The following is a 14201-nucleotide window of genomic DNA, read 5'->3' as shown; positions in this document are numbered from 1 at the left end:
CTAAAACCTTTACAAAATTATGGAAAATCCAAAACATTTAGGGTGTGGTGTATCATCTATCCTCCCAAAAATCGATTTCAAAGTGAAAATGATGCTCATGTTTATGATTTCGGTATTTTTCCAGGTTCAAGCGGAATCTGAAAATAACCTGAAGATAAAGATTGACCTCAACAAAAGCGGTATAACGGTTCAAGAAGTAATTTCAATTATCGAGTCCACTACAGAATACAAATTTTTCTACAGTAGTGATGAAGTGGATCTGAATCGGAAAGTAGATATCAATGTTCAACAAGCGACAATTGATGAAATTTTAAACAAAATATTCAATAGAGGCCGAATTACCTTCAAGGTCTTAGACAGTCAAATTATACTGACACCTTTCAAGGAGCAGATCGATAAGGCGGAAAACTTCCAAAATAATAGCGTAGCAAGGCAAGATACGGAGGTCAGTGGAAAGGTTACCGATGCCAATGGCACGCCATTGCCGGGTGCCACCATTTTAATAAAAGGAACCACCTTGGGAACCACTTCCGATTTTGATGGTAACTACTCGCTTTCCGTGCCCAGTGAATCCTCGGTTCTCGTTTTCGGATATATAGGCTTTACCTCCAAGGAAATTGCCGTAAATGGTCAATCGACGCTTAATGTGGTGTTGCAAGAGAGTACACAGGCTTTGGGAGAAGTCGTGGTGACGGCTTTGGGAATTGAAAGGGATAGAAAGACCCTCGGGTATGCTACGGCAAAGGTAGACTCCGATGAATTTACCGTGAATAGAACACCTAATTTTATGGATGCACTTCAAGGAAAAGTGGCCGGTGTAAATATTTCGGGTCTTGGTTCGGGTCCACAGGGAAGTAGTAAAATTAGAATTCGTGGTATTTCTTCCTTTGGAAATAATAATGCGCCTTTAATAGTGGTAAACGGAGTACCCATTAACAATACATCTTTCGGGGTACAAGGCGATATTGGTGAAGTGGGTAGCAACAGGCGTTCCGATAGTGGTGACGGATTAAGTAGTATCAATCCCGACGACGTAGAAACAATGACCATTTTGAAAGGGGCGGCCGCCTCGGCTCTTTATGGATCTAGGGCGAAAGATGGGGTCATAATGATTACTACAAAGAATAGGTCAGCTGACGGCGGTGTCGAAATCACCTATAATGCGAATTATACGAACGGAACTCCGCTTGATTATACGGACTATCAATATGAATATGGACAAGGTGAGGGGGGCGAGAGGCCAGATTCGCCATTTCCCACCTCAGGGGTTTGGAGTTTCGGAGAACCCGTGGGCGGCACACAAATTCTTTTTGACGGAATTGTAGCCCCTTACCTACCTACGCCGAACAAAATCAGGGATTATTATCGCAATAGCTCCACTTTAATGAATACTATTTCGGTGGCTTCTGGAGGTGATAATGGGGGAATTAGTTTTTCCGCCTCTAATATGGATGCCAACTCGATACTTCCAGGATCAAAGTATACGCGACGAACCGTAAATATGGGATTCACCCAAAAACTCAAACGATTTACGATTTCGGGCAATGTCAACTACTCCAATGAGATAAGGACCAATCCACCCAATATTGCGGAGCAAGATTATAGTCCGGTGGTGATATATACACTGGCTTCGACGATGCCCATGGATTTACTGGAGGAAAATTGTTGTGATGAGAACGGTGATGAAATTTTGTACTCGAGATTTACCAATAGAACTAACCCTTATTTTGCACTAAAGCGTTTTGAGAACAACCGACGGGATCGGATTTTTGGTAATATCACGGCAAAATATGATTTTACCGATTGGCTTTCGCTTCAAGCGCGGGTGGGTCAGGACTACTATATGAGAGATGTCGACTATAATTTACCAACGGGCTCCCGGCGGCAATCTTCCCCACCTCCAGGCTTTGTCAATGGTCAATACATTCAAGATCAAAGGCGGTTCAGGGAAATCAATACCGATTTTCTTGTTACGATCAATAAACAGTTCGGTGAATTCGGAGTGTTAGTAAACGGCGGGGGTAACTTGATGTACAGACGTTCCGATATAAACACCATTTTGGGAGAAAATTTTTATACTCGAGACCTTTATACCATTGGAAATGCAAGTACGGTATCACCTAATTATAGTCTATCTGAACGTCAGGTAAATTCTTTGTATGCCGCCGCCGAACTATCGTATGGAGGATATCTCTATTTGAATGCCACGGCCAGAAACGACTGGTTTTCCACACTTTCTCCGGAAAATAGAAGCATTCTTTACCCCTCTGTGACCGGAAGTTTTGTTTTTAGCCAAGCGTTCGATAATATGCCGCAGTGGCTGTCTTTTGGGAAAATCAGATTCGCTTTTGCAGAGGTCGGCAGTGATACCGACGTGGCACCGTACTCTGATAACCTTTTTTATAATGTGAATCCACTTCAACTTTTGAATAGGCCCGTCGGTAGCATCAACACCAATACCATTCCTAATTCAAATCTCAAGCCTATGCGGGTTACCGAACGTGAGGTGGGTCTTGAATTGACGCTGTTCAATAATCTAAGGTTCGAAGGGTCTTATTATCATAAATTATCTGCAGATCAAATACTAAGCGCACAGGTTTCCGATGCGTCAGGGTATACAACGCGATTGATCAATGTGGGGGAAAGCGAGAATCAAGGGGTTGAAATATTCGTTTCGTTAGCACCCATCCGAACAGATAGCTTTGTTTGGAATACATCGGCCAATGTCTCTTACAATACCTCGAAGGTATTGAGTTTGGGTGAAAGTGTCGACGATACCTTTATCACTGTAGGAAACGCGGAGTTTCATGGTGAACTTAGACAGGTGGTCGGAAAACCTATGGCCCAATTATACGGATGGGGTTGGTTGCGAGACGATCAAGGAAACCAGGTTTTCGATCCAAATAGTGGCCTTCCACTGCGGTCTGAAGAACAATTAAATTTTGGTACGGCACTCCCAATATGGGTCGGTGGGTTTACGAACTCGTTTAAATATAAAAACCTTTCATTTTCTTTTCTGATCGACTATAAGTTAGGCCATAAGATGATTTCAGGAACACATATCAACGCATACCGCCACGGTCTCGATAAAGCTACTTTGGTCGGAAGGGACGTAGGATATGTTATAGGGGAAGGAGTAAACCCCGATGGAAGCGTGAATACGGCACAAGCTGAAATTCAACCATTTTATCAGCAGATCCGAACTTTTAGGGCTTCTGAACAATCCGTTTTTAACGCGGGCTCCTGGCAACTCCGCCAAATTTCCCTCGGATACGATTTTACAAAGTACATGGAGAATATCGGGTTTATCAAAGGCTTGAAGTTCGATATTATAGCCAATAACGTCGCTGTTCTAAAGAAATGGGTGCCTCACATACATCCCGATCAGAACGGGATCATAGGCGATAATTTTGTAGGACTCGAGGCGACAGGCTTACCTATTACGAGAGAAATCGGCTTTAATGTAAATATGAAATTCTAAGACAAGCGATATGAAAAATATAATACGATACATAGCGATAAGTTTTTTGGTATTCAATGTCTCCTGTGATAATGGATTTGACGAACTTAATACCGACCCAGTAAGGTTAACATCTATAGATCCAACCTTTCAACTCAATACGGCCATCATAGGCAGTGCACCTGGGTATGGCGACAACCTGACCTATGAAGTAACAATAGTCAGGCAAATGATTACTCCCTTTACAGGGGTGGGTAGTGGTGCGAATATTAATCAAGATAATCGTGCCGCCACATTGTTTCTTTGGAATAGTTCATATCAGACCACTATCAAGAATTTAGTAGACGGTATAGCAGCTATAGCAGATGATCCCGAGAAGACCAATTTGCGCTCCATTCTGCGGATATGGCGTGTGCACGAATTTTTAAAGGTGACGGATACCTATGGTGACGTCCCTTATTTCGAGGCGGGAAAAGGTTTTTTAGAAGATATACCGTTTCCCGAATATACTCCTCAGGCCGATATATATAACGATTTGTTAAACGAATTGGAAGAAGCATCCGCCGCCCTGAACCCTGCCAATGATGCCGTAGACCAAGAGATTATGTATGCAGGAGCTGGTATTGGGGATAATATTTCGGCTTGGAAAAGATTGGGTTACTCCTTGATGTTGCGAGCAGCCATGAGACTGGTAAAGGTAGACCCGGCAAAGGCCCAGGAATATGCGGCCAAGGCTATCGGTGGAGGAGTAATGACCTCCAATGAAGATAACGCCTTATTACGTCATGATGCCAGTTTCAGAAACGAGTTGGGAACGAACCTCAATGGCGGACAAGCACCTTTTTATTACTTGGATGAAGAATTTGTCGATTTTCTTCAGGCCAATGATGATCCAAGGTTACCTGCCATAGCGGTCAGGTACGTGGGTGCCGAATCAGGTGGAGATCAAATCGAAGATAACGCTAATCGCGATCCTGACATCCAGATCGGTATGCCTCAAGGGTATGACAATACGACTATATCCCCTGCAGTTGAGAATGATGGCGTGGCGAGCCTTTTTGCCTATAGTCAACTCGATAGATCAAGATTAGGTAGTCCAGAAGCACCAAGTTTTTTCGTAACGTACTCCCAAACCCTCTTACTTTATGCCGAGGCCGTTGTACGTGGATGGGCTAGCGGAGATGCCAATGCACTGTACCAAGAAGCCATACGTGCCAATATGGAGCAATTTGCAGACTGGCCGGGTAATACAACGATTGCTGAAGCCGATATTCAGGACTATTTATCCACACATGAATTGACTTCGGGAATGGAAATTGAACAAATCAACAACCAATACTGGATATCCACTTTTTTGAATGGCTCGGAGAGTTGGGCTAATTTTAGAAGAACGGGTTTTCCGGTAGTGGCTCCAAACACTTACCCCGGTAGTGAACTGCAAAACGAACCGTTCATACGCCGTTTGACCTATCCTGATTCCGAAAAGACCGTCAATTCGTCCAATTTACAGGAAGCCGTTGCAAGACAAGGGCCTGATAATTTGGAAACAAGAATTTGGTGGGACCAGTAAACGGGATAAAAGTAGAGACCTGCAATAAAATTGGTATTTTCAGGTACATGAACCCAATTAAAAACTGCATTAATAAGTAAATATGAAGAACATCTTAAAGCAGCTTATCGAACAAAACAAAAAAGAAGAAAGGGCTTACAAGGCTTCGCGACAGGCCGAAATCGATAACCCCAAAACCGGGGACGATCGTAGAAATTTCTTAAAAAAGACGGCCTTAGGCGGTATTGCACTATCCAGTTTCATGGGATATTCCTTCGAAGATACGGTAGCCGAAACGACTTCGAAAGTGAAGCGGGCATCGGCTCCTTCCGAATTGAAAATTACGGATATGCGGTATGTGCTCACCAATGTCATGGGAGGCACTCCTATCATTAAGATAGAAACCAATCAGGGCATTCATGGACTGGGAGAGGTACGTGACGCCGCCGATGTTCGATATGCACTAATGTTGAAAAGTCGAATTTTAGGGGAAAACCCCTGCAATGTGGAGAAGATTTTTAAGAGCATCAAGCAATTTGGGGGTCCTGCACGACAAGCGGGAGGTGTCTGCGCTGTCGAAATGGCACTTTGGGATCTTTGCGGTAAGGCCTATAACGTACCCGCTTGGCAATTGTTAGGTGGAAGATACCGAGACAAGGTCAGGCTATATGCCGATACTCCAGAAGCTAGTTCGCCAGAGGAGCAACAACGTTTAATTAATTTCAGGGTCAACGAACAGGGATATACCTGGCTGAAAATGGATGTATCCATCGGAGAGCTAAAAGGAAAAAAAGATACGGTCGTAAACGGCAAGTTCTGGGAAGATTCCAAGGGAAACCTGAATCAATGGGGAGATCGTCGAAATTTCATGTCCTATGGAAATACCATGCACCCCTTTACCCAAATTCAAATTACCGAGAAAGGGTTGGAAGTATTACAACAGGTAGTCGAGGACGTTCGCAATATGGTCGGCTACGAAATACCAATATCTACCGACCACTATGGCCATTTTGATCTCAATAATAATATTCGCATGGCGAAAGCTTTGGAAAAGTATAGATTGGCTTGGTTCGAAGATATGGTACCCTGGCAATATACCGAGCAATGGCGAACCATTACCGAGGCCATTGAAACGCCTACTACTACAGGCGAGGATATTTACCTATTGCGTGATTTCAAACCTTTGATTCAAGCAAGGGCCGTCGATATCGTTCATCCAGACTTAGCCTCCTCAGGCGGTTTGCTGGAAACCAAAAGGATTGCCGATTATGCTGAAGAATATGGCGTTGCCATGGCCATGCACCAAGCAGGTACGCCGGTCTCCTTCATGGCTAACGTGCATTGTGCGGCGGCTTCACAAAACTTTTTGGCACTAGAGCACCACTCGGTAGATTTACCTTGGTGGGAAGATTTGGTCAAAACGGTCGGAGGCTTCAAGATGATCGACAAAGGGTTCGCAACGGTGCCTTTGACCGCACCAGGACTTGGAATCGAACTTAATGAAGAGGTTCTCAAAAAGCATATTGACCCACGTGATAAGAGTTATTTCGCACCGACGGATCAATGGAACGAACTTCGTTCACACGATAGGACCTATAGTTAGTATTCAAGAAATCGATTTTTATAAAAATCAAAAAAAAAGAGTTGGTTGAGTTAGTTAGTTTCGGTTGAACTCCCTAGGCAAAACTTTAGGGAGTTCAACTATTTTGGCAACACAACAGAAATTCGTTACATTGTTCAATCTTAAATATCATGACCCTATGAATACCAAAACCGTACTATCGAAAAAAAGAATATTAACCGGCCTTCTTTGCTTTTTCGCAGTAGTATCACTAACGGCGCAGGGGGTTGCTGCGACACCAGAGTACATAAAACAATTGACTTCCGAATGGAAAGGAGAACGTTTTGAGGACGGGAGACCCAAAGTTTCGGATGCCTTGCTCGAGCGTCTAAAGAATATTCAAATTGAAGAAGCTTGGGGGTATTTACGGGGTAGGGGATATCACAATCAATACGATGGCGATTGGGAAATGCTTCATTCCGGTGGAATAATGACGGGAAGAGTGCTAACCGCACAATACATGCCGCTCCGACCTGATTTTAAAGAGTTGATCAAACAGAAGGGCGGTGAGGAGAACCGTGACACCATTGGGGGCAGTAATTCTTGGCCCATAGAAATTCTGAAATCGGGCGATGTGTATGTGGCCGATGGTTATGGTCGCATCATCGACGGAACTTTAATTGGCTCTAATCTGGGGAATGCAATTTATGCCAATTCAAAAAATGGCGTTATATTCGACGGAGGTGTTCGCGATGTGGCCGGACTGCTCGATATCAAAGGTTTTCATGCCTGGTACCGAGGGGCAGACCCGTCTTACCTTCAAGAACAAATGCTTACAAGTATCAATATGCCCATTCGAATAGGAAGAGCTATTGTTTTGCCCGGGGATGTGGTTTTGGCAAATCCCCACGGTGTTATTTTTATTCCGGCCCATCTGGTCGAAAGGTTAGTACTGTCTTCTGAGGTGGTCGGCCTTCGTGATTTGTTCGGTTTTCAAAGACTTCGGGAAAAGAAGTATACTCCAGGGCAAATCGATACGAGGTGGACGGATGAGATCAGAGCTGATTTCAGGGATTGGCTTAACAAATACCCTGATGATAAACTGCCTACAACACGAAAAGAATTGAACGACTATCTTAATACACAAAAATGGTAATATCTGAAAATTACCACCAACGACTAAACCATTAATTGATTCTATGAGTAAACAAGTTCTCGCACTGCTCCTTTTTACATCCTTCACGCTGGTTTCTTTCGGCCAGTCAAAATCGGATGAAACTACTATTCAGAATACCGTTGACGTCCTATATGATGCTATGGTGAACAAAAAGAACGATATTCTTGAAAAGTTGACTTCCGAAAAGTTAAGTTACGGTCATTCCAGTGGCACCATTGAAGATAAGATTACATATATCGACGCGGTAATGAACGGGCCTTTTGATTTTATTTCGATTACCCCAAAAGATCAAACAATCAGTATCTCGGATAAAACGGCAGTTGTCCGACATATTTTTGAAGCCGAGGGTATTAATGCGGGCGAACCGGTCGACGTACGTATTGGCGCTATGCTTATTTTTTTAAAACAGCACGATAATTGGAAGCTTATCGCTCGACAAGCATATAAGTTATAACTTTTTGAAATCTCAAACATCTTGAAAAAAATTACTATTTATTCAGTTGCCCTAGCTCTTGCCGCTTTGTTGTTTCTGGTTTTGCTCGGTATGATATTTATGGGTAAAATAAATGAGGCCGGTGTCCTTTTCCTTCTTTTTTTCGCACTTTTAGCCTTTGGTTTTAGTGGTTACAAAAGCCTTAGTGGTCTGGTTTTCACCATTATGATTTTCGCCGGCGTATCAGCGGCTTTATATTATCCCGAACTCTTTACAGTGATTGCGGGAATTAAATTGACTGTCTTGATCATACCCCTTATTCAGATAATAATGTTTGGCATGGGTACTTCGATGAGCATTAAGGACTTTGCCTCGGTTTTCAAGACTCCAAGGGGCGTCTTTATTGGTGTTTGTGCACAATTGCTAATTATGCCGTTGGTAGGTTTTGCGTTGGCAAAGGCAAGTAGTTTCCCTCCCGAGATTGCCGCGGGAATTGTATTGATCGGGTGTTCCCCAAGTGGGGTAGCTTCCAATGTAATGGCCTATTTGGCCAATGCTAATTTGGCGCTTTCCATAACTATTACCTCTATTGCTACTTTGTTAGCTCCCTTTCTAACCCCATTGCTCATGAAGTTATTGGCTGGTGAATTCATAGAAATAAATGTGATTGATATGATGTGGAGCATTACCAAGATGATCATCATACCCATTGGAGCTGGTTTGCTATTCAATAAGTTTTTTAAGACGAAATGGCTAGATAAGGCAATGCCTATGGTTTCCATGTTAGCCATTGGAATAATCATCACTATTATTACGGCGGCGGGAAGGGATAGCCTTTTGGAAATTGGAGGTATTTTGATGTTGCTGGTATTGATCCACAATATCTTTGGCTACTTACTTGGATATTGGTTTGCCAGATTGTTCAAAATGACGGAACAGGATGCCCGTACGATTGCCATCGAAGTCGGAATGCAAAATGGAGGTCTGGCATCCGGAATAGCCAATTCGCTCGGAAAAATTGCAACAATGGGTCTAGCTCCCGCCGTTTTTGGTCCCTTAATGAACGTCACGGGCTCCATGCTCGCCTCATACTGGCATAAGAAACCACCGAAAATAAGAGGGCAGGCAGCTTTGGCCGATTAGTAGGCGCAAACTTGTCTTTGAATCTTTTTATACATGCGTATTACGGGCATGGATGCGTAAGGTACCTTGCACCTTTATGGGAATTAAGATACCTACAGTAAACTTCTAGACCGAGAATTACACCGAATGGTCATGGGTATACTCTCCGATATTCAATATATTTACGTAATGTTCAATAGCTTGGAAGAATTACTGTGCCAAATTGACTATTTTAGAAAAGTGATTTCAAACCCCCTTAGCAATGAAAAAGGATAAAAACTATTCCAAAAAGGAAGTTCATAATTTTCAAAAATCCCGCCGAGCCTTTATTACAAGATCTGCTATGGCCGTGGGTGCAATTTCGATTATACCCCGCCATGTAATGGGCCGAGGGTTTGTGTCCCCAAACGATAGAATAAATCTAGGCTTTATAGGATTGGGCAAGCAGGCCGGGGGGTTGGCAAGGTCTTTCCTTGAACATACCAAAGATGCCCAAATTGTTATAGGTTCTGATGTGTGGACCACCAAAAATGAATGGTTCAAAAGCCACGTATCAAGACTGTACGCTGAAAAATGTAACCTGAGCGCGTATAAGGGCATAACTACCACAGGGAACTATACCGAAATTTTGGAGAGAGGAGATGTAGATGCGGTAATAATAGCTACTCCCGACCATTGGCATGCAATTCAGGCCATTGAAGCTTTGAAAGCAGGAAAGGATATCTATTGCGAAAAACCATTGACCCATAAAATACGGGAGGGTATCGACTTGGTTAAAACGGTGAAAAAGACGGGAAAAATACTTCAAACCGGTAGTATGCAACGCTCATGGGAGACTTTTCAGAAAGCCACTCAACTGGTTCGAGAGGGGTATCTTGGCGAAATAAAAAAGGTACTCGTAAACGTCGGAGACCCGGCCGTACCTTTTAATTTGCAGACTCAACCTACCCCGGAAGAAATTGACTGGAACGAATGGTGCGGTCCCGCACCGATGCTGCCCTATAACGAACGGCTCGCACCTTCTGTAAGTACCACATTTTTTCCCGATTGGCGTCTGTTTCGCGAAACGGGCGGTGGCATACTTACGGATTGGGGCGCGCATATGTTCGATATTGCCCAGTGGGGATTGGGAAAAGATCGTTCCGGACCCGTAAGGTTCATTCCACCAAAAGACCGAAGTGCAGTTAGGGGCATGCGAATGATCTATGACAATGGTATCGAAATGGTACATGAAGATTTCGGTCGAAAATGGGGAGTTCGTTTTATAGGGTCTAAAGGAAACCTTGATATTAGCAGAAGTTATCTCGAAACCGATCCACCGAACATTCTTACCGCTAATGTAGGTGATGCTACGCAATTGAAGTCAAGGGGAAATCATTATCAAAACTGGCTTGATGCCATAAAGACAAGAACTCAGCCCCTTTGTGACGTTGAAATTGGCCACCGCTCTGCGTCTGTCGGTAATATTTGTAATATTGCATACCAGCTGGGACGAACATTGGAATGGGATCCTGTGAAGGAAAGATTTAAAAGGGATAAAGAAGCCAATAAGATGCGAAGCAGGGAAAACAGAAAGTACGCCTAAGTTACTTTTGTGAGTCACAGATATACGGAGAACGGCTTTGACCATGATAATATTGAATCACTTGATGATGCTATGCGGAATTTGAAGAAAGGTCTTGTCCTTTTGGGATTGTATATATTAGCTTCCTGCAACGGGATCGAACTTCCCGAAGATGTGGCCGTTGCTTATGGAGACCTACCTGAAAAGGTCGATTTCAATTTACATGTAAAGCCCATTCTTTCGGATAAATGTTTTATTTGCCATGGTCCGGACCAGTCAAAGGTAAAAGGAGGTTTACAATTACACCTTCGTGAATTGGCCTATGCCGAATCGAAAAATACCCCTGGAATTTATGCCATACGTCCTAAAGAGCCCGCCAATAGCGAAATAATCAGGCGTATTCTGACGAAAGATGCGGAAATCATTATGCCGGAGCCATCTTCTCACCTTAATCTCTCGGCACGCGAAAAGGCCCTGTTGGTAAAATGGGTAGAAGAAGGTGCCGAATATAAAGATCACTGGGCTTTTCTTGCACCAAAGAAGGTCGCTCTGCCCGATGTAAGCGCTAAAGAACTTGTTTCAAACCCCATTGATAACTTCTTTCTCGCCAGATTGGAAGAAAAAAATAAGGGTTATAGTGCTAGGGCGGACAGGGAAATTTTATTACGCCGGTTGAGTTTAGATTTAACGGGCCTTCCTCCAACCCTCGAAGAAATAGAAAACTTTTTGAAAGACACTTCCTCCGACGCCTATGAAAAACAGGTCGACCGGCTTTTGACATCGCCCCATTATGGAGAACAGATGACCCTTGACTGGATGGATCTTTCTCGATACGCAGACACGCATGGTTATACCGTTGATCGGTATAGAGATGTTTCTAAATGGCGCGATTGGGTGATTAAAGCATTCAATGAAAATATGCCATATGACCAGTTCATAACTTGGCAATTAGCCGGAGATCTGATGCCAAATGCATCTACAGAACAGGTGTTGGCAACGACCTTTAATAGACTACACCCGCAGAACGCCGAAGGAGGAATTATCGACGAGGAGTTTCGCGCCGAATATGTGGCAGATCGTACCAATACCGTGAGTGAAGGATTACTGGGTTTAACCATGGCCTGTGCAAAATGCCATGACCATAAATACGACCCCATTTCTCAAAAGAACTATTATGAGATGTACAGTTTTTTTAATAACGTACGTGAATCGGGGCAAATTTCTTTCGATTGGTCGATGCCTGCCCCGACACTATTGTTGCCCACCAAAGAACAGAATGAATTATTGGCATCTATAGATGCTTTGATAGACGATAAACGCACGGCCTTACAGGACCGAAAATCCCAGGGTTTGGAAAAAGCAAAAGCCTGGTTACAATCAGGAAATCAAAAAAGCATGGCAACGTCTAAGGTGCCACAGGGTCGAACGGCTTTCTTTGACTTCGAAGGGCCCTCGTTGGCGAATAAGGAGCGACCTGGTAAAAAGGGTATCATGAAAAGGCAACATTCGAAAGACCAGCAGGCAAAATTCTCAAAAGGGTTTGAGGGTTACGGACTTCAATTAGACGGCGATGCTTGGTTAGATCTCAATGGTGTTGGCATATTTCATCGCAACGAATCATTCAGCGTGAGTATCCGTATCTACATACCAGAAGACTTGGAGACCGGCGTTATCATACATAAAGGCATAGGTGCCAAACTCTATAACTTCCGGGGGTATCATCTAGCTTTAAAGGACAATAAACTAGAGGTGCTATTCGCACACCTTCACCCTGCCAATGCGATAGTAAAATATTCAACGAAGAAGCTTCCCAAAGAAAAATGGCTTCAGTTGACCCTTACTTATGATGGTTCGAGCAAGGCACAGGGCATAAAAGTCTATCAAGACGATACTCTTTTGGATATGGAGACCGAAGTCGATAATCTATATAAGGATATCGTGTTCAACAAACATGCCTATGGAATGAAAGGAGTACCTGAAGACCCTGGTTTACAAGTCGGTGCCCGGTGGAGAGGAAAGGGTATCGGTGGTGCCGTGGTAGATGACATACAGGTTTATGAAAGGGCATTGACGGGGTTGGAAGTACTACAACTAGCGGACTTTGAAAGATTCCAAAAACTCTTGAACAAAGAATCTTACCTGCTCTCCGAACAAGAGCGAACAGCGCTTCAAACCTATTACTTAGAAAGCTTTGATAAGAGCTATCAAAAGGAAATGAAAGAATTGGAGCTCATCAAAAGAAAAGCCGTCGATACGGTCGATGCTATTCAGGATATTATGGTGATGAAGGAAATGGAAGAAAAGCGGGAGACCTATGTTTTAGAACGGGGTCAATACGACATGCCGGGTGATCGGGTCGATACGAGAACCCCGGAACGAATTTTTCCGTATCCTGATAGTCTGCCTAAAAATAGAATGGGGCTGGCGCAATGGATTACCGATAAAAAGAATCCTTTAACGGCTAGGGTGGCGGTTAACCGCTATTGGAAAAATATATTCGGAACAGGTATTGTACGAACCGTTGAAGACTTTGGAAATCAGGGCGAACTGCCTTCCCACCCAGCTATGCTTGATTGGTTGGCCATTGAATTTATGGAATCTGGATGGAACGTAAAATCATTAATGAAAATGATGGTCATGTCGAATGCATATAGGCAGGCTTCTAAGTCAAGCCCCTCACTTTTGGCGATGGACCCAGAAAATCGCCTATTAGCTCGAGGGCCCTCTAAGAGGCTCACGGGGGAGATGCTCAGAAATAATGTTTTGGTAGCATCGGGTCTGATGAACAGTGAGATTGGGGGACCTAGCGTTCGGCCTTACCAGCCCGAGGGGCTCTGGAAAATCAACGGGGCAAGTTATAAGGAAGACACGGGGAAAAAATTGTACCGTAGGGGAATGTATACCATTTGGAAACGTTCGGTGCCCAACCCCACCATAGCCACCTTCGACGCTCCTGAACGTTCATTTTGTTCAGTACGTAGACAAGAAACCAATACGCCGCTACAGGCTTTGGTCGTGATGAACGACCCGACATATGTCGAAGCTTCAAGGGTGCTAGGCCATAGTATGACGGCTTATTCCGATATCAAACAGGGAATTCAATCTGTTTTTAGAAGATTGACAGGCAGAAGTGCCTCTTCAGAAGAACTTGAAGTTCTTGAGGCGCTTCGGTATGAAGAGTACACAAAATTTTTGAAAAATCCGGATAAAGCCAAAGGATGGTTAAATACTGGTGAGTTTCAGGTAAAAAGTGAAAATTATCCTTTGATAGCGGCTAATGCTGTAGTCGCAAGCACCATTATGAATTCGGATGCAACCATAATGAAAAGATAACA

Annotated in this window: 8 protein-coding genes; all 8 read left to right on the top strand. The window is 43.6% G+C overall.

Features of this window, described 5'->3' with window-relative positions; translation table 11 throughout:
• Nucleotides 1-19 precede the first annotated feature (19 nt).
• The 8 genes from F2B13_RS03890 to F2B13_RS03855 all read left to right on the top strand — a co-directional run bounded on the left by F2B13_RS03890 (nt 20) and on the right by F2B13_RS03855 (nt 14199).
• Nucleotides 20-3481: a SusC/RagA family TonB-linked outer membrane protein gene (locus F2B13_RS03890; RefSeq protein ID WP_198440075.1), complete on the top strand. Its 3462-nt coding sequence runs from the start codon at nt 20-22 to the stop codon at nt 3479-3481.
• Nucleotides 3482-3491: 10 nt separating this feature from the next.
• Entirely contained in the window at nt 3492-5030 is a 1539-nt protein-coding gene (locus F2B13_RS03885; RefSeq protein WP_149275965.1) for a SusD/RagB family nutrient-binding outer membrane lipoprotein, read from the top strand.
• A gap of 82 nt (nt 5031-5112) precedes the next feature.
• Entirely contained in the window at nt 5113-6612 is a 1500-nt protein-coding gene (locus F2B13_RS03880; RefSeq protein WP_149275964.1) for a mandelate racemase/muconate lactonizing enzyme family protein, read from the top strand.
• A 157-nt stretch (nt 6613-6769) separates the two neighbouring features.
• Complete coding sequence (locus F2B13_RS03875) at nt 6770-7726, top strand: RraA family protein (RefSeq protein ID WP_149275963.1); 957 nt, start codon at nt 6770-6772, stop codon at nt 7724-7726.
• Between the two features lie 43 nt (nt 7727-7769).
• On the top strand, nt 7770-8201 hold the full coding sequence (locus F2B13_RS03870; RefSeq protein ID WP_149303296.1) for a nuclear transport factor 2 family protein: 432 nt from the start codon (nt 7770-7772) through the stop codon (nt 8199-8201).
• Nucleotides 8202-8222: 21 nt separating this feature from the next.
• Nucleotides 8223-9323: a bile acid:sodium symporter family protein gene (locus F2B13_RS03865; protein WP_232625189.1), complete on the top strand. Its 1101-nt coding sequence runs from the start codon at nt 8223-8225 to the stop codon at nt 9321-9323.
• Nucleotides 9324-9564: 241 nt separating this feature from the next.
• Nucleotides 9565-10887: a Gfo/Idh/MocA family protein gene (locus tag F2B13_RS03860; protein ID WP_149303294.1), complete on the top strand. Its 1323-nt coding sequence runs from the start codon at nt 9565-9567 to the stop codon at nt 10885-10887.
• Between the two features lie 9 nt (nt 10888-10896).
• Entirely contained in the window at nt 10897-14199 is a 3303-nt protein-coding gene (locus F2B13_RS03855; protein WP_317131988.1) for a DUF1553 domain-containing protein, read from the top strand.
• The last annotated feature ends 2 nt before the right edge of the window (nt 14200-14201 follow it).

Origin of the sequence: Pareuzebyella sediminis (genome assembly GCF_008367235.1) — a bacterium.
Classification (GTDB): domain Bacteria; phylum Bacteroidota; class Bacteroidia; order Flavobacteriales; family Flavobacteriaceae; genus Pareuzebyella; species Pareuzebyella sediminis.
The sequence above is the reverse complement of the archived record's forward strand: the minus strand, read 5'-3'. Positions and strand labels throughout refer to the sequence as shown.